Origin of the sequence: Methanohalophilus profundi (genome assembly GCF_004137855.1) — an archaeon.
In the GTDB taxonomy this organism is placed as follows: Archaea; Halobacteriota; Methanosarcinia; order Methanosarcinales; family Methanosarcinaceae; genus Methanohalophilus; species Methanohalophilus profundi.
Genome location: NZ_QBKB01000002.1, coordinates 1,806,226 through 1,823,601, shown reverse-complemented (window position 1 = coordinate 1,823,601; position 17,376 = coordinate 1,806,226). Strand labels below are relative to the sequence as shown.

General features: G+C 41.3%; 24 protein-coding genes and 1 pseudogene. 14 read left to right on the top strand and 11 right to left on the bottom strand.

The annotated features are described in order from the left end of the window. The 7 genes and pseudogenes from C9889_RS09955 to C9889_RS10145 all read left to right on the top strand — a co-directional run. Positions 1-749 (top strand): site-2 protease family protein (locus tag C9889_RS09955; RefSeq protein WP_191985834.1); only part of this gene is annotated, 749 nt, incomplete at its 5' end. A 17-nt stretch (positions 750-766) separates the two neighbouring features. After that, positions 767-1,552, top strand: coding sequence for a potassium channel family protein (locus C9889_RS09950; protein WP_225420071.1), 786 nt, complete (start codon positions 767-769; stop codon positions 1,550-1,552). Then, entirely contained in the window at positions 1,512-1,757 is a 246-nt protein-coding gene (locus C9889_RS10610; protein WP_225420070.1) for a cation:proton antiporter regulatory subunit, read from the top strand. The genes C9889_RS09950 and C9889_RS10610 overlap by 41 nt, the downstream gene beginning before the upstream one ends. Positions 1,758-1,787: 30 nt before the next feature. After that, a complete protein-coding gene (locus C9889_RS09945; protein WP_129599306.1) occupies positions 1,788-2,471 on the top strand; it encodes a potassium channel family protein in 684 nt (227 codons plus the stop codon). Between the two features lie 3 nt (positions 2,472-2,474). Next, positions 2,475-3,248 (top strand): sulfite exporter TauE/SafE family protein, encoded by a 774-nt coding sequence (locus tag C9889_RS09940; RefSeq protein WP_129599303.1) that lies wholly within the window; start codon positions 2,475-2,477, stop codon positions 3,246-3,248. Positions 3,249-3,353: 105 nt separating this feature from the next. Further along, positions 3,354-3,839, top strand: a pseudogene (locus C9889_RS09935) (ISNCY family transposase); the annotation flags it as partial. Between the two features lie 145 nt (positions 3,840-3,984). Further along, complete coding sequence (locus tag C9889_RS10145) at positions 3,985-4,122, top strand: hypothetical protein (RefSeq protein ID WP_164999333.1); 138 nt, start codon at positions 3,985-3,987, stop codon at positions 4,120-4,122. Positions 4,123-4,343: 221 nt separating this feature from the next. On the opposite strand, the gene C9889_RS09930 is transcribed toward C9889_RS10145, so the two are convergent. The 6 genes from C9889_RS09930 to C9889_RS09910 all read right to left on the bottom strand — a co-directional run bounded on the left by C9889_RS09930 (position 4,344) and on the right by C9889_RS09910 (position 7,088). After that, complete coding sequence (locus C9889_RS09930; protein WP_129599300.1) at positions 4,344-5,144, bottom strand: ABC transporter permease; 801 nt, start codon at positions 5,142-5,144, stop codon at positions 4,344-4,346. A gap of 9 nt (positions 5,145-5,153) precedes the next feature. After that, a complete protein-coding gene (locus C9889_RS09925) occupies positions 5,154-5,627 on the bottom strand; it encodes an ATP-binding cassette domain-containing protein (RefSeq protein ID WP_129599297.1) in 474 nt (157 codons plus the stop codon). Continuing rightward, positions 5,593-5,787, bottom strand: a complete 195-nt coding sequence (locus tag C9889_RS11515) for an ATP-binding cassette domain-containing protein (RefSeq protein WP_394342253.1) — start codon at positions 5,785-5,787, stop codon at positions 5,593-5,595. Before C9889_RS11515 ends, C9889_RS09925 begins: the two co-directional genes overlap by 35 nt. A 209-nt stretch (positions 5,788-5,996) precedes the next feature. Next, positions 5,997-6,311, bottom strand: coding sequence for a DNA/RNA nuclease SfsA (locus C9889_RS10605; RefSeq protein WP_263854028.1), 315 nt, complete (start codon positions 6,309-6,311; stop codon positions 5,997-5,999). Positions 6,312-6,351: 40 nt separating this feature from the next. After that, a complete protein-coding gene (locus tag C9889_RS10600) occupies positions 6,352-6,717 on the bottom strand; it encodes a PDDEXK family nuclease (RefSeq protein ID WP_225420069.1) in 366 nt (121 codons plus the stop codon). 26 nt (positions 6,718-6,743) lie between these two features. Next, a complete protein-coding gene (locus tag C9889_RS09910) occupies positions 6,744-7,088 on the bottom strand; it encodes a DUF5518 domain-containing protein (protein WP_129599291.1) in 345 nt (114 codons plus the stop codon). Between the two features lie 82 nt (positions 7,089-7,170). On the opposite strand from C9889_RS09910, the gene C9889_RS09905 reads away from it, so the two are divergent. The 6 genes from C9889_RS09905 (at position 7,171) to C9889_RS09885 (ending at position 12,793) form a co-directional block, all read left to right on the top strand. Beyond that, a complete protein-coding gene (locus C9889_RS09905) occupies positions 7,171-7,983 on the top strand; it encodes a metallophosphoesterase (protein WP_129599288.1) in 813 nt (270 codons plus the stop codon). A gap of 265 nt (positions 7,984-8,248) precedes the next feature. Next, positions 8,249-8,755, top strand: a complete 507-nt coding sequence (locus C9889_RS09900; RefSeq protein WP_129599286.1) for a DUF367 family protein — start codon at positions 8,249-8,251, stop codon at positions 8,753-8,755. Continuing rightward, positions 8,742-8,888 carry a hypothetical protein gene (locus C9889_RS11355; RefSeq protein ID WP_318531578.1) on the top strand — a complete coding sequence of 49 codons (147 nt, stop codon included), beginning with the start codon at positions 8,742-8,744 and terminating at the stop codon, positions 8,886-8,888. Before C9889_RS09900 ends, C9889_RS11355 begins: the two co-directional genes overlap by 14 nt. Further along, positions 8,885-9,220: an SLOG cluster 4 domain-containing protein gene (locus C9889_RS09895; RefSeq protein ID WP_318531577.1), complete on the top strand. Its 336-nt coding sequence runs from the start codon at positions 8,885-8,887 to the stop codon at positions 9,218-9,220. Before C9889_RS11355 ends, C9889_RS09895 begins: the two co-directional genes overlap by 4 nt. 104 nt (positions 9,221-9,324) lie before the next feature. Beyond that, the gene (locus tag C9889_RS09890) at positions 9,325-11,538 is read left to right on the top strand and encodes a DNA topoisomerase I (protein ID WP_129599283.1); all 2,214 of its coding nucleotides are present in this window, start codon (positions 9,325-9,327) and stop codon (positions 11,536-11,538) included. Between the two features lie 13 nt (positions 11,539-11,551). Beyond that, positions 11,552-12,793: an MBL fold metallo-hydrolase gene (locus C9889_RS09885; protein WP_129599280.1), complete on the top strand. Its 1,242-nt coding sequence runs from the start codon at positions 11,552-11,554 to the stop codon at positions 12,791-12,793. Here the strand turns inward: C9889_RS09885 and mobA are convergent. Then, positions 12,780-13,439, bottom strand: coding sequence for a molybdenum cofactor guanylyltransferase (gene mobA / locus C9889_RS09880; protein ID WP_164999331.1), 660 nt, complete (start codon positions 13,437-13,439; stop codon positions 12,780-12,782). The genes C9889_RS09885 and mobA overlap by 14 nt on opposite strands. A 42-nt stretch (positions 13,440-13,481) precedes the next feature. On the opposite strand from mobA, the gene C9889_RS09875 reads away from it, so the two are divergent. After that, positions 13,482-14,033, top strand: a complete 552-nt coding sequence (locus C9889_RS09875) for a ferredoxin domain-containing protein (protein ID WP_129599274.1) — start codon at positions 13,482-13,484, stop codon at positions 14,031-14,033. A 3-nt stretch (positions 14,034-14,036) separates the two neighbouring features. Here C9889_RS09875 and C9889_RS11350 read toward each other — a convergent pair whose 3' ends face one another. From C9889_RS11350 to C9889_RS09860, 4 genes are read right to left on the bottom strand one after another with little or no spacing between them, the layout of a single operon-like run. Continuing rightward, positions 14,037-14,159 carry a hypothetical protein gene (locus tag C9889_RS11350; protein ID WP_318531576.1) on the bottom strand — a complete coding sequence of 41 codons (123 nt, stop codon included), beginning with the start codon at positions 14,157-14,159 and terminating at the stop codon, positions 14,037-14,039. Positions 14,160-14,184: 25 nt separating this feature from the next. Further along, positions 14,185-16,017 (bottom strand): DUF460 domain-containing protein, encoded by a 1,833-nt coding sequence (locus tag C9889_RS09870; protein ID WP_318531575.1) that lies wholly within the window; start codon positions 16,015-16,017, stop codon positions 14,185-14,187. Positions 16,018-16,037: 20 nt separating this feature from the next. Beyond that, positions 16,038-16,943, bottom strand: coding sequence for a serine/threonine-protein kinase RIO2 (locus C9889_RS09865; RefSeq protein ID WP_129599271.1), 906 nt, complete (start codon positions 16,941-16,943; stop codon positions 16,038-16,040). 24 nt (positions 16,944-16,967) lie between these two features. Then, entirely contained in the window at positions 16,968-17,360 is a 393-nt protein-coding gene (locus C9889_RS09860) for a DUF2111 domain-containing protein (RefSeq protein ID WP_129599268.1), read from the bottom strand. Positions 17,361-17,376 lie beyond the last annotated feature (16 nt).

Genomic DNA, 17,376 nt, shown 5'->3' with positions numbered 1-17,376 from the left:
GGATATATATCAATGATATTGTAGATGGTTCACCTGCAGAAAGAAGTAACCTTGAAAAAGGGATGTTTTTACTATCCATCAATAATGTTACCACCCAAACCCCTGAAGAATTTGTCAATTTCATGAATACCACAACTGCCGGCCAGGAAGTGGAAATAGAGATAAAGACAACTGAGGGAGAAAGTAAAATATACACTCTGACACTGGGGCAACATCCTGATGGCACTTCCGAAAAAGGGTTTTTGGGAGTTTATTATGGCACAGATGGAGTAAAAAATATACCTGTAGGACTTTCGATCGGCGAGTATCCCGCCCATGACTATCTGGATATGCTCAAAGGCCTGCCTTCTATGCTTACAGGCGTAGCTGGCTGGGTCATTCTGTTAGGTTTGCCAATAATAGGATTTGCAGGAGAAGGATTCCCCGGGTTTAGTGGTACTCTTGCCCAGTTCTATGAACCTGTTGGATGGGGCGAACCTCTCGGTGTAGGAGTGTTCTGGATTGCCAACAGCCTTCTTTGGATTGGATGGCTGAACTTCTATGTAGGTCTATTCAACTGCCTTCCGGCTGTCCCACTGGACGGAGGGCATGTATTCAGGGATTACCTCCAGTCGTTCCTCAAACGGTTTACAGGGGATGAAATCAAGTCAACCACTCTTGCAGGAACCATAGCAGGCACATTTACAATCCTAATCATATTGTCCTTTGTCCTGATGATATTCGGACCTTACATAGTTCATGGTTTCTAAACACAGGATGGACGAAAATGAAATTACCGGCCATGTGGAGACGATCACTGTACCATTACCTGGGTATTTCCCTGGGAGTGGTAATCATATATACGATCATCTTCCTTTTGCTGGTAAATTACGAAGGACAAACGCAGTTTTATAATCCTGTAGATGCTCTATATTGGGTAATTTCAACTACCACTACTGTAGGTTACGGAGACATTGTATTAACAAGTCCAATTGGCAAAATTTTTGCCATCTTCGTACAATTGAGTGGAATAGTCATGGTATTTGGTATTTTGATTACTTTTGTCATCACACCGTGGTTTGAAAGGGCTCTTAACATGCCTCTTCCAACAAAAGCGCCGGACTCCTTTTCTTCCCATATAATCATTTGTGGCTACAATCGGTTAATGGAAACACTCGTAGATGAACTTGAGGACCAGAAAGTCAAATACATAATCATTGAAGACAATGAAGAGATACTTCGAGGCCTTATTGAAAAAAAACTACCATGCATATACGGTAAAGCCACAGATGATAAGACACTGGAAAACGCCAGGGTTCGCAATGCCCGCTTTTTGATCGCAAATCGCTCTGATGAGGAAAATGCCAGTATTGTCCTTACCGCTTCCAGTCTTGCAGATGCTTATATAATAGCGGTAGCCGAAGATTCAGCAAATGTCAAATACCTCAAATATGCAGGTGCAAATCGTGTAGTTTCCCCAAAGCTTGTACTTGGCAGGTTCCTGGGAAAAAAAAGCACTGGACCCTTATGTAATGGGGCTTGGTGGTGCAACTACATTTCTGGATGGATATAACATTGTAGAACTTCCCGTATACCCTGCAAGCCAGCTTATTGATAAATCATTCAACGAAGCTAATATCCACAAGAAAACAGGAGCAAATATAATCGGATTAAGAAAAGAAGGTAAATTGTTCCTGAAAGTTGATGATAAAGAAATAATTAAAGAAAATACTGTACTGCTTGCAAACCGGCACAATGGAACAGTTAAAGTGAATTAAAGGATCTTACAAAATGATAGGTGACTTGGAATGCAGATGGGTCATATAATCGTTCTTGGATATGGGGATGTGGGAAAAAGGATTGCAGAAGTACTTGACGAGAAAGATATCCCTTTTGTCATTGTTGATTCAAGAGAAGACCTTTTCCAGAGACCGGATTTTGAATATATAGTGGGCAACGGTACGGAAGAAGAGGTACTCAAAAATGCGGGTATAGAGAATGCATCTACGGTTATAATTTGTCTGAATCACGATACGGATGTTATCTTTGCCACTCTTATCTCCAGAGGATTAAATCCGGAGTCCACAATATTTTCCAGAGCAAATTCAGTTGAATCCATTGACAAAATATACAAGGCAGGAGCCGATTACGTTGCTTCCCTTTCTATAGTTGCCGGCCAGATGCTGGCAAAAATCACTTCTGTTTGTTATGGAACCGGAGGATACTGCCCCATAGAAGACATAATGCTTTATGAGGGAACTGAAATTGAGAATCTTGTCGTTGGCAAGAATATGGCGGGAAAAACAATCGGCGAACTTGATCTGTATAGTACTACCGGGTGTCGTGTAATCGGCTATATGCAAGGAGATACGAAAAAGTTAGAAGAACTGGATGATGTAGTCCTTGAAAAGGGAGATGTCATATCTGTTGTAGGCACACGTGAAGATATTGCCCACTTCAAAGAAAAATACAAAGATGTAAGGGGTAAATAAGGAATGTTTACAGACCCTATCTTTCTTGTATTAATTATTCTGTTTCTTTCCTCTATTTTCGCATTTCTGGGAATCGGAGGAGCGATAATCTATGTACCTCTTTTTTACTGGATAGGAATAGACCTGAGAATTGCTATTCCCCTTTCTCTTTTGCTTAATGTGGTTACTACAGGTTCATCTTCATTTATATACCTGAAAAAGAAAACGATTGATTTTCATACTGCAATTCCCTTTCTGATAGTTTCAGTTATCGGGGCGCCAATCGGAAAACATATCGGAATGCAGATATCAGAAACTGCAATTATTTCCATTTTCAGTTTAGTAATAGTCCTTGTAGGTTTTAGTATGGTAATTCCGGCTACAAGAAAAGAGATTCTACCCAAACCTACAGGTAAAATGCGTTTTCTCATGGGGTCCTTGATAGGTCTTGGTGTGGGGATATGTGCCGGTCTGCTGGGCATTGGGGGTGGATCTTTTGTAGTTCCCCTTCTTCTAGCCCTGGGATTCGGAGTTAGGGAAGCCGCTGCAACTTCTTCACTAATTGTTCTTGTCTCCTCTGCCTCAGGTCTGGTAGCTCATCTCAACAATATAACCATTACAGACAGCACAGTACTTTCACTTGGAATTGCTGCATTTATCGGTAGCCAGCTGGGATCTCACATCATGTATACTCCCAGAGGTAACCTTGAAACCCTTTCCAGAAAATATTTCAAAAAAATTTTTGGATTGATGCTTATAGTGGTTGCTGTATTGTTGCAATATCGTATCAGTTTCTAAATGCCGCTATAGAAAAGTTTAATAGACGTTATCACTATGATAAGGCTGCTTCCTGCGGGCCCGTGGGGTAGCCAGGATATCCTGATGGGCTTCGATGTTACCTACGACATCGATACTTATGCACTGGATGGAGGGTATGATTCGTTCAACAATCATGCTGATGTATGGTATCAATTGAAGGCAAAACCTGTTATTGCATATTCTTCTGATTCTAAAGTCCATAATGAAGGAACAATGAAACGAATCGATCACTGGGTCAATAAGATGTGGAAAATCGGCGGATCGATTCATATGAAGTATGAGAAAAAACTTCGTTTTCTCTATGAAAACGGAAGAAAAAAACAGGTCGGGATGCACCTGCGGAATGAGAACATAGAAGATGAGGGATGTGAGGAAGAATATTCTAAAAGAGCAGAATGTGAGAGAATACATAAGAACATAAAATGGACTGTAAAATTTGATATTAGAGGGATGAAGAATGCAAGTAAGGAAATGTATTCGATTATGAAGTTTGTGGCATATCAATTGCTTGTAACTGCGAATTTGCAAAATAAGGTCAAACAAACCAATTCATTTGCAAATTATGTTTGATTTAATATCATCAAATTAGAATGGGAGGAATTATGACCTAATTTGATAATCTCTTTCTGCAAAGCCAATTTCATAGAAACTCATAAATAGTGTTTAAACCGAATTATACTGCTGCATAAGGAAAATGCAACGAAGGTATTTGATTATGGCAATGTCGAAAAAAGATATAAACAGAAAAAAGGGTGCAAAGAGAGAAAAACTGGCAAAACTGGAAGAATTAGCAGCCAGCGGCGACAAAGATGCCAAAAAGAAACTTGCCAAGGAAAAAAAGAAAGGAAAATAACTTCCTTTCCTTGAAAAATGAATTTGATGAAGACATCTATAATTAAATAATGTAAAATGACGTTCTACTTTTTTAAAAAGGAGATATGGGGAAGAACTGAAGACTACAAAATACATAAATCAGATGAAAGTGGCCAAGTTCAAATTTTTAAATTATAATAGATACAGAGCTATCACTGTTTCAGTAATTATTCAAATGATGAATTCTACAGAGCCTTTTAATTATACTTTATTAATATCTTCGACCATCAGATCATAATCATCAAAGCCTTTCTCCACGACTACTATCACACAAACCAGGACACCCAGCACAGTAGTTACAAAAATAGCTACCATTATGGTTATCTGGTATTTGATAGCCAGTATGGGATTCACTCCCCCCAATATCTGACCGGTCATCATGCCCGGCAGGAATACTATCCCCATAGTTGCCATGTTGGCAAGAGTCGGTTTGAGAGAAGATAGCATACTCCTTTGCATATAGGGAAATAAGGCTTCTTTCCTGGATGCACCAACACAAAGCCTGTACAGGTAACGTTGCTCATTGTTCTTTACATCTTGATAAAAATCGTTCAATGCAACAATATTTGCACGCAAGGAGTTACCCATAAGCATACCTGCAATGGGTATGAGGTAGCGAGCCTCAAAGATATCATCAAGTTTTATGATAAAACCGGTAAAATAAAACAGAACCAGTATGTTTGCAATGGAAAAAAGGATTAGCATTGTGGGAAGAAAAGGTCCTGTCTTGAAATCCGTTTCTTCGAGTATGGTATATGTCGCAAAGAACAGCATTACAAATATCCATAAAACGTTAATAAGCGGGTTATTAATATCAAAAACTACAGTAAGCAGAAGCCCTATCAGGAATAACTGGAAAGACATTCTGGATACGATAATGACACTTTTCTTTATGATACCCAATTTAAAATAATAACTTACCAGAAAGGGAAGAATGAGCAGCAAGGTACAGAATATGAAGCCGGAAACACCGATATTTTGAATTACGTTGATTTCTGCCATCTATGCACCTCATTTGTTTGGAATATCCACAACACGCAAACCTTCTCTTGCCCATTGTGGATCGTGTGAAATGACAACTACTGTTAATGAAGGGTCATTGGCAAAATAGTCAACTACCTTTGATTTTAATGAAGAATCGAGGGAAGAAGTGGGTTCATCAAGCAAGAATACATTTCTTTCCAGAAGTAGAGACAAAATGAGTACAATACGCTGTTTTTCCCCTCCAGAAAGAGATTTGAATTCTTTTTTGAGAATGGAATCATCAAGTTCAAACCATTCAAGCAATCTTTGGATTTTTTCAAAGTCCGGAGTAAACCCAACGGCATTATAGGAGAATATAGTGTCAAAGAACTCGTTTACACTATCTCTTCCAACATCAACATCCTGGGGAACATAGGCTACTTTTGTACGCACAACAGAAACAGAATTACCAGTAACCGGCAAATCCTTAAAATAAACATTCCCGCCTGAAGGGCGCATCAATCCCAGCAGACACAAAAAAAAGGGTGGATTTACCGGTCCCGGATTTCCCCCGAATTAGAACTTTTTCACCTTCCTTTATTGTAAGATTGAAATTCTCCAGAACCTTCTGATGCGAATGAATAATGCTAAGGTCCCTGTATTCAATAATATTTTTACCCATATACATCAACAAATTCCCATATAGCAGAAAGTAAAAAAGTAAACACCATATTTATGGTTTTTTATACATAAAACATATACTCATTATTGGCATATACATAATCAACCTCAAATAAGTAATTGGCTCTGTATATGCTTATTCTTGAGTGTATTGAAAAGAGCATACAACTTGGTCATTACCATTTTTATCCAGTATGCCATGTAGCCAATTCAAATTTCATGTGAAGGAAGTATATTATTAAAATAAATATTCCCTTCCCGAAAAGTAAACAGAAGCGGATAAAAATCTACTCCTGCCTCCCTGGCTTTTTGATATGCCCCGTAGAATTCTGGGTCCATTAGCCTGTTAGGGGAAAAATATTTTGCATCAGGCCTGAAAACCAGAAATAGAACCGCTGCATTGTCTCCGTTTTTCTTTGCCAGTGTAAGTTCATCAAGGTGGCGCTTACCCCTTGTTGTAGGAGCATCAGGAAAAAGGGCTACTTCATCCCTAACAAGGGTACACCCTTTAATCTCTACCCAAATACGTTTGTCCCCTTTGAAAACAAGAAAATCCAGTCTGCTTTCACCAAGTTTTGCTCAGGCAAATTGAATCCACCTGTCCCAGGGGACTAATATCAGGATCCGATAATACCCACTCAGCAATCTTGCGATGACATGCAGAATTTACAAGTACCCATCCATCATCCTTTTTTGCAGCAATGATATCCCATTTTGTTTTACGATGGGGATTTGTCGCCTTTTTCAGTAGTAACCGGTTTCCCCTGTAAAGCAGATCAACCAGCCTTCCGGGGTCGTGAACATGGACCGCCACGTTTTGTATACCAGATGACGGAATATCTACAATCGCAACAAACCGGTTGGGACGGCTGATGAAGACGGCTTCAGCATCCCATCCGATATGCATCACCTGTTTTTCTGATTCAGGCATATACATACCAATAATCTGACATCCTTTTAATCATGAGCCAGCAGCCCACCGAGAACTGCTCCAATAATACCAATTATACCGGTATGCAACATAATCAGGAAGAACACACCTGCACCCAGTCCTGTAACAATTGCCATCAAACCCGGGATATTGTTAAAAAGTGAACCCACAAAGCCTGCAAGAATAAAACCGGGAATTACCATCAATATGAACATTAATGTGCCTACTAAAAAGCCATCCCATGCAGAACACACCTCGGAATAAGCTCCTGCAAAGCCTCCTATAAATGGAGAAAGCATATTTACAACAGGAACTAAATAAAGTACAAATGTAACTATCAAGCCTATGACGGCACCTTTAATCAAACCCATTTTTCGCCTCCATCAATATGAGCCCATATAAAACCATAATTAATTTAAATATTCCTCTACAGAAGTCTAAAAGAGAGTGGATATGAACCAGAACGAACAATTTCAGGCCAATCTAACACATGCGAGAAAATTGTTCAGGGAAGAAGATGCAGTAATAAGAATAAAAGAACTTCCCACAATGATAATCGGGGATTTGCATGGAGACCTTGAAGCCCTGAACATGGTAATTTCAATTAAAGAAGAGTTAAAACCTGCAAATATAATATTCCTGGGAGATTATGTGGATCGTGGAAGAAATTCTGTAGAAGTCCTTTCAAGATTATTGGAATTAAAGATTGCCTCACCAAAAAATATCTTCCTCCTGAGAGGGAATCATGAAACAAAACAGATGAACGAGAAAAGTGGATTCCTTGATGAGCTGAAAGATATTGAGCTGTTCAATTTTGCTAATATCGTGTTTGAAGAAATGCCTGTAGCGGCTGTAATAAACAAAAAAATATTCTGTGTCCACGGCGGTATCGAGGATATTATAAAAACAACAGCGATCACAAAACAAAATTCATTTAATTATCTCTGGAATGACCCTTCTGAGATACCGGGCCTGAACTTCTCCATAAGAGGAAGAGACATACGGACCTTTGGCCCCGATATTGTGGAAGGATTTCTGCGCCTTAATGACCTGCAAATGATCATTCGTGCCCATAGTTCACTGGATACAGGATATAAATGGTGGTTTGGAAATAAATTACTTTCAATACATTCCACGCTGAATAACCATGGCAATCCTGCAAAGGGTGCTGTATGCATTATTGAAGAGAATCAACTTGACATATACACATATGGGAAAACGGAAGATGATGCAAAGATTATTGATAAAATCAGGTATGATTTTTGATTTTCAACACCCCATTATGCTAAACAGACAGCCAAAATATGCAAAAAAGGAAATGGAATTATACAATGTATTCGCCGTTATTATTTAAATAATAGAACTACTTCATTTTATAGAGGGACAGATTAGCAAGTCTGCCCGGCCCCGGCAAACCCCGGGAGCAAATATCATACAACCACCTTTGTTGATTCTGGCCGGCCAGAACCGGCCGGATCACAAGCTTTTTTTGAACAAATAATATGTATCATTAATGAATAATATAGCCTGAATGAAAGATTTCAGACTCCATATTTATCATGCCCGGCAATGCGATCCCAAAAAATGCACAGGTAAAAGACTCAAAAAATTTGATCTTGTCCGACTGCATGAAAAAATACATACACTTCCGAAGGGGTCCGTCTTACTTGACCCAATGGCAGAAAAAGCCCTTTCACCTGCGGACGGCGAGATTTCAGACATTATTGTCCTTGATTGTTCCTGGAATACAGTGGAAGAAATTTTTCCTAAACTGTTGCGCCGCAAGTTACAGCATCGTGCATTACCCTATCTACTGGCTTCAAATCCGGTGAATTTTGGCAAACCATTTAAATTAAATTCTGTAGAAGCTTTTGCCGCAGCTCTGTATATTCTAGGAAATAAAGAGCAGGCAGAAAATATTCTGTCAAAATTTCGATGGGGACATACTTTCCTGGAACTGAACAAGGAACCTCTGGAAGATTATAGTAAAGCAAACAATAGTGAAGACATCATACAAATCCAGAATGAATACATCTGAGACGGAGGCAAAACATGGAGATACAGATTGGAGTTATAGGGGCCGGGTCTGCGGCAGTGAAATAGACAGCCTCGCAGAAGAGGTGGGGAGGGAGATTGCAAAAGGGGAGCCTGCCTTCTTTGTGGTGGCATGAGGGGTGTTATGGAAGCTGCCTGCAGGGGATGTAAAGAAGAGGGTGGCAAAACTGTTGGAATACTTCCCGGACCTTCTGTAAATGAAGCAAATCCTTATGTTGACATCGCCATAGTAACGGACATGGGACACGCAAGAAATGCAATCATTGCGGCTTCATGCGATGCGGCTATAGCAGTTGGCGGGGAATATGGTACATTATCAGAAATAGCATTGTCTATTAAAAACGGCAAACCAGTCATCATACTTTGTTCAAAGTGGGATATTGAAGGAACAATCCCTGCCCATTCGGCAAAAGAAGCGGTAGATATGGCATTTAAACAGATAAATTGAGACTACATTATTGATATTTGCTGAAAGATACATTTATATGCAATGACTCTTTTGACAGAAATATTTATAGATAATAGAAAAAACAACTTATAACCTGATTCTCAATGCACCTGATAATAGCCGAAAAACAAATTGCAGCAAGAAGAATTGCATCTATTCTCAGTCCAAAAAAGCCGCAGAAAAAAAGGATTAGCGGTATTGACTCCTATGAGTTTGGGAACGATGAAAAAACCATAGTTATCGGGCTTAGCGGACATATCGTCCAGCTCGATTTCCCTCCCGCATATAATAACTGGCAGAAGGTTGAAGCAAAAGAACTCGTAGACGCCGAACTTATTGTTACACCTACCCACGCAAAAATAGTGAGCGCCCTGAAAAAACTCGGAAAAAAAGCAACGAAGGTTACGATTGCCACTGACTACGATAGGGAAGGTGAGCTTATTGGTGTTGAAGCTCTCAATATCGTAAAAGGAGTAAACGAAAACATCGAATATGAAAGGGCAGTATACAGTGCAATCACACCTGTAGCTATCAAGGAGGCATTCGAAAACACTACAAAAATCGATTTCAATCTCGCAGATGCAGGACATTCCAGACAGGTGATTGATCTGGTATGGGGTGCCAGCCTCACACGTTTTATTTCCCTGGCATCCAGAAGACTTGGAAAGCAATTCCTATCGGTCGGACGTGTACAGTCGCCAACCCTTGCCCTTATTGTGGACAGAGAAAAAGAGAGAGAGGCTTTTGTACCTACACCTTACTGGGAAATATATGTAGACCTGGCTAAAAACGGAGAAAATTTCAAGATCAGGCATAAGAAAAACCGCTTCTGGGAAAAGGAAGAAGCAGACCGGGTATTTGGAGTTATTGGTGATGAAGCACTGGTCTCCTCCCTGGAAACTTCCACTAAAGAAGACAAGCCACCCACGCCGTTCAATACAACCGAATTCATAAGGGCTGCCAACTCGATTGGATTTACCCCGGCCAATGCCATGAGAATCGCAGAATCCCTCTATACCAACGGTTATATTTCATACCCCAGGACCGACAATACTGTTTATCCTTCAACAATTGACCTGCAGGAACAGATAGAAATGTTCTCTAAAGGCCATTTCAGTGAATATGCAAAAAAACTGTTGGCAAAAAAAGAGCTCAAACCCACAAAGGGAAAGAAGGAAACTACAGACCATCCGCCAATCTTCCCTGCATCAGTTGCGAAGAAATCCCAGCTTAAGGAAGATGAATGGAAACTGTATGAACTTGTAGTCAGGCGTTTCTTTGCCACGTTTGCTGAAAATGCAGAATGGGAAACCATGAAGGTCAAGTTTGATATCAATGAAGAGGAATTCAGGGCAAATGGCTCCCGGCTTGTAAAGCCAGGATGGAGATGGTATTACCCCTACAATGCTCCGGAAGATCGATTGTTCCCTGTTTTGGAAGAAGGGGAGATACTTCCTGTTAATGATAAAGAAATGCTTGATAAGGAAACGAACCCTCCGGGCAGATATGGTCAGGGAAGACTCATCAAAATGATGGAAGACATGGCGCTGGGAACAAAAGCCACACGTCATGAGATTATAAGCAAACTTTACTCAAGAGCATACGTGCATGACAATCCCCTCCAGCCGACCCAGACTGCATATGCGGTGGTAGAAGGTCTGGGAAATTATGCCCCCACAATTACCAGACCAGACATGACCAGTACCCTCGAAGAAGACATGGACCGCATTGCAGAGGGTAATACATCTGAAGAGAATGTACTGCAGCAATCCAGGAACATGCTGACAGATGTCTTCAAGGAACTGGAAGATAACCGTGAGAAAATATCCGAATCCCTCAGGGAAGGTCTGAGAAAAGACAAGATCATCGGTAAATGCCCGGATTGTGGTTGTGACCTGATCGTACGCCGCTCACGCCGGGGTTCAAGATTTATCGGATGCGAAGGATACCCCGACTGCACATTCTCCCTGCCCCTTCCAAAAAGCGGACATATCCTTGTTACCGACAAGACATGTGACAAACACAGCCTGTATCACATAAAAGTAAAGGGGCAGAAGAAAAGAGCATGGGATCTGGGGTGTCCCTATTGTAATTACCTTGAATGGAAAGAAGAGCAAAAGAAAGAAAAAGCTGCAACTCCTCGACCGGAAAAGATCAGTGACATTCCGGGTATCGGGAAAGTTACCGAAGAAAAACTAAATTCTGCAGGCATTTCAACTGTCGATGAACTTGAAAATTCAGATGCAAATGAAATTTCAAAAACTACAAATATACCTCTGGGTAAAATAATCAGATGGCAGGAAGCAGTTGCATATTAAAGGGGAGAAAACTATGCGTATTGATTTTAAAGGGGGTTGCAGGGAGGTAGGACGATCTGCAATTCTGGTGAATGAAGAGATTCTGATAGATTACGGCATCAAACCGGGAGACAGGCCCGACTATCCTGTAGATGGCATTTTTCCGAAAAGCATTTTTGTCTCCCACGGCCATCTTGACCATTGCGGAGCGGTTCCCAACCTCATGGACCTGAGTCCAGAGGTGTATATGACACATATAACCTCCAGGTTTACTGAAATCCTGGGCAGGGACACACTCAAAATATCAGAAAGAAGAGGATTACCTGAACCGTATGATGAAGGAGATTTGCAGAAACTTTCCCGGATTACAAGAAGAAAGCATTTTGGAGAAGAGGTCAGGACAAACGACTATCTTGCCAGGATTTACAGTGCGGGGCACATACCGGGTGCATCATCGATATACCTCGAGGATAAAAAAGGAGAAAGCCTGCTTTATACCGGTGATATAAGTACCAGTGATTCCAGACTTGTATCAAAAGCTGACACAATGCCTTATGCAGATATATTGATTACAGAGAGCACATACTTCGGAGAAGACCACCCACCCCGACAGGAAATCGAGAAAGCATTTATTGAATCTATTATTGATACAATTGATATCGGTGGCACGGTCATTATCCCTGCTTTTGCCATTGGACGGACACAGGAAATTATGATGTTACTCCATTCGGAAAAGATTCCCTGTTTTGTGGATGGCATGGGAGTGGCAATGACAGATGAGATGCTGAGTCATCCAGAATATCTAAAAGATCCAAAAAAACTGGAAAAGGCATTTGGTTTTGCTACTACTGTAAAAGGAAACAAGAGAAATAAAATTCCTCTGGAAGGTTCGGTCATAGTAACAACTGCGGGAATGCTTAATGGCGGTCCTGTACTCCATTACCTGGATAAGAAAGCTGACGACCCGAAAACAAAAGTAATGCTTACAGGATACCAGGTCGAAGGAACAAATGGAAGGCTTGCCCTAGATAGTGGTTTTATCGAAATAAATGACCGAATACAACATCTGAGGTGCAAACTGGAGCAATACGATTTTTCGGCCCATTGTGGGGATAAAGAGCTGAAAGAACTTGTAAGGGACTTTTGCGACAGAGGAACTGAAACCGTGTACACAATGCACGGGGATGATGCGGAAGAGTTCGCACAATGGATACGGGACGAGATTGGTGTTGAGGCCTATGCCCCTTCAACCGGTGAAACCCTTATGACCCGCTGAAATCATTCCTGACTGACCTGAGGTCATCCAGAGTATTAATATTTTGGAGACATTCAAGGAATGGATCCATTTTTTCTATTTCCGCTATATCTACTTCAACCATGTCATTCATTTCAAATACGGGTGACAGAATGAAATACCTGTTATCCCGTATCGACTTTTCAATGAGGGGAATAAGCAGGCAAGCCCTGTAAACTGCACAGAGAGGCTCATAACTGCCGTTTTTTCTTTTTATGAGAGCGCAATCATGACCTTTGGACCTTGAGAAGAGCAACTCAACTATTTTCGGGTCAGGAAAAGGCATATCACAGGCTGTGACAAAAATATATTCATAAGATGCAGCTTTTAATCCTGCCAGTATGCCTGCAAGGGGGCCGACACCTTCCTGCTCGTCAAAAGCCGTAGGTAATTCTCCCGTAACTGGAGCAAGTAAATCATATTGGTGTTTATCCCGCAGGGATATTATTATTTCATCCACAAGAGGCTCGAGTGTGCTGATTATCTGGCTGATTACAGGCGTTCCTTCAATCTCTATCAGGGCCTTTTCATTATTACCAAAACGCTTTCCTTTTCCTCCTGCAAGTATCAGGGCCGAACGTGGCATAGTGTCAACAATCCCTACATTAAATATTACACTTTCGCACAATATCCGAAACAATTAAAGACCAGTATTATGAATCCCTTATGCATGGAACAAAATCCGGAAAAAAAAGAAGTAGCAGAGATGGCGAGGATCGTATTAGCAGCAGCCAGAACTGCTCCAAAGGGAAAGGGAATTGATGATATAGTAACTGCCCTGGCCGATAGAAAAGATATGGAAGATATCGCAACCGAGATGGAAAATATTGCTGATGAAAAGGGAGATGGATTCCAGTTCCTGAAAAGGGATGCAGCAAATGTAAGACAGGCGGATGCCTTTATAGCTATAGGAGTCAAACATGCCGAGCCGCTTAAATTAAACTGTGCTGCCTGCGGCTTTGCAACATGTGCAGAAATGAAAGCTCAAAAAAGGACAGAAGGAGATTATGCGGGTCCTAACTGTGCCTTCAAGAACATAGATCTGGGAATTGCTATTGGATCTGCTGTGTCTAAAGCAAAAGACCTGTGCATAGATAACCGCATAATGTACTCGGCAGGAAACGCTGCACGTTCACTGAGTTTGGTTGAAGCGGATATCGTTATGGGCATTCCATTAAGCGTTTCAGGAAAGAGCCCTTTCTTTGACAGGAAATGGCCCTGAATATCAGGTTATACCGCGACGGCGCTCACTTCGATATTCATCCACAAGGGATTTTAATTTCTCTTCCTCTTTTTCTTTTTTCCAGTGATCAGCTTTGCCAAACCAGTTTTCAATTGCAATTTTCAAAGTTTTAGGAGATACAACTGCAAAATCACCCTCTTTTTGTATTTCCAGATCTTGAAGTACAGGAATACTTTTTCGAAAACACCTCTTTTGCCGCATAAGATATTCCTGCAGGCACTATCAGCGCTTTTGGTGAATAATCGGCAAGCAGGCCAGCAGTTGAAGCACTTCCCCCACTGGGGTCCTGGAAATAAACGACATCACCTTTTTTTAAGCCATATACATCTGCTACATTCAAGATGGCTTCACGGCTAAATGAGGATATGACCTTTACAGGAATGCCTTCACCTCTGCTTTCCATCTTTTTTATACGTTTAAGGCGTTTTACCTGAGCCCTGGAATCATGAAGCCTCTTATTCAGACGTTTGATATCCTTTTTAAGGTTGGCAATTTTCTTATTACGAATTGAAATCTCTTTTTCCTTTTGCAGCTTAATGCGTTCAGTTTCACGCATTTGCCGAATTTTTGATTCCAGGTTGGATATCGTACTATCCCTTGACCTGCGTTGATCAATGAGCTCTTTCACATATTCCTGTAATTCAGCAATCTCCAAATCCCTGCGTTTGAGCTTTTCTGTCATTTTACGATAGGTTTCATCATCAATACCATCAGAAAGAGAGGCAGAAGTTTCTGCTGCACTTTTTTGGGCCTTAGTTGCTTGCTTGTGTTCTTTCAGAGAATTAATAGCCTCTTCTATGGATGAACCTTTGATGACTTCGACTTTTATTTTATCGATATCCATGTAAGGAGGAGACTTGCTTTCAATCTTCAGGAAAAGTTGTCTGTATTTTTTATAAGCTGATATGGCAGCGGAAAGAGAATCCCTTTCATGGTCATTGGAATAACCATGGGGTTTTGCCAATTCAATCTTTTCTTCCGATGGAATGGGGCCGCCGGGGGAATAGCTGACAGCACTGAAACTGCGTCTGATTTTTTCCACTGCTGCAGGCATGGGGTATACATCGGTAGCCACTATTGCAGGTTTGCCGTATTCAGAAATAAGTTTCACCACTTCATCATGGGAAATACCCCGATAGCTGGCGCAATGTAGAACATCACCTTCAAGGGAAAGTATGGAGAGGCCAACAGTAGTGCCCGGATCAACACCCACAATAATAGGCCTGCGTTCCTTGCTTTTCAAAGGTATGTACTGTATCTTATCCCTCACAAGACTCCTGACATTTACCTGCACATCCGAACCGGATGAGGAATGGATGGGTACATCGGACTGGCGTGCATTAACGGTAAATTCACACCTAACATAACCTCCAAAGCCCTTGACGACTTTACTTGTGTAATTGAAATTGCGCTCCTTTGCCGCCCCTTTAAGTATCGACTCAATCTCACGGCTTTTTACTTTCACAGCTCCGTGGACCTTACGACAGTAACGATTCTGGCTCCACCCTCCCCTGCCAAGAGAACGCGCCCTGCTTACTTTTATCTTTGTTTTATCCTCAAAAAGGGATACTTCCACTCCTACCCCCATTTCAGCCAGTCTTGCACAGGCTTCGGCTTCATCCCCGGGATCACGGGGATTTATTGAAATATCATACTTGTGGGCAAGAAAGGGCAGGGAAACCTGCTTCAATCCACCTGTGACCTGTACGAGTTTTACACCAGAAGGGAGTTTTTCCAGGAAATGAATCAGTTCCTTCTTATCTTTTGCTAGTTCATAGATATTGTCTACAGATATCATCATTGGATGATCATCTTTTATCATCCTGAAAATACGATGCATTTTCAACATCGAATGCCTGTAAACCGAACCGTCTTTCAGGATAGCAACTGCATAACGTGGAACTTGACCGGAACGCGGCGACCCTCTGGCAACGTCTATACCATAAATGGCATTTGATGTCATTATCTATATTTTTGTATGTATTAATCTTTAATGTTATCGGTACGGGATACTATCTGCTCATATAATGCGTCGATATCCCTTTTTAGGTTATATTTTTTCTTGAAATGAGCAGCTATGTTCGAAATATCACGCCTGAGGAGCTCCTCTGCATGAGGATGAGACGGAGTTACATACTGAGGCCAATCGATGATCTGCACACCTTCGGGATTGACAAAAACATTGTACTCACTCAGATCAGCATGAATTACATTATGGCAATAGATTTTTTCGACCTGCTCCATTATCATATCAAAAAAGATTTCGGGATCTTCCAACCTGACCTTGAACAAAAGTTCTCCTTTTGCAGGTTCCATTACTATAGCATGCCTGTTACTATCAATAGGTTTGGGAATGTTGATATTAGGATACAAACGGGACATTACTTCGTACTCACGACCAGCTGCAAGCCGGGCAGCATATATCCAGGAAAAGTGTTCTCTATTACCCAGGTGCCCACGCACCCTTTTAACAGCCCTGAAACTGGTGCGCCCTTCCCTGTGGAATTTGACTATCACTGTTTCAGGATCGCCTATGGGCAATTCAGGTTCTTTCATACCCTCATGAACAACCGATTCCTTACCCACACCGATTTCATCCCCAAGAGCGGAGATACTACCCCTTTTTACCAGTGCATTGATAGCCAGAGCATCATAACCATTGAAATACAGCCTGTAGCCTTCATAAGGTCTTGTTGTTGCCACGACAAGCTCTTTTTCGATCAATTCACCTAACAGATAGGCCAGATTCTGATGGTCGATACGTGTATATTTCACAAGTTCATCAAAAGGCACCCATTCATGGTCTTGCATGCCTACTTCAATACCTGTTAGAATACGAAAATCCCTGGAGGTTATACCAGGAAATAGCTTGAGTACATCGGCAATCATTGTATCACAAAATAAAAAAGATAATTAAGAGTGCCTTTTTTTGGCCTCTTCCACTTCATCTATTATATCGGGGTATTCCCGGAAAACAGAAAGTATATCCAGAGCGGCCACAAGGTCCACAACCCCTATTGAACCAATTAATTCTCCGTCAGGGGTCATTATCGGGGTCACTGCAACCGCCTTTCCTTTATACACACCTTCTTTGGGGACTGTGCGGATGGTAGTCTTGTCCTCCAGGACCTTTTCAAGTATAGGACCTGTATAATCCCAATCTACAACTTCTCCCCTTTCCATTCGGATACCCTTACAGTTTACACTGCGTATGGTAGTCGGAATGCCCAGAAGAGAGTGAACAGCAGATGCAATTGGCTCCAGGTCCTCTGCAGTAGAGTCTTTACATATTTTCAAGCATATCATGATTCCACCTTACATA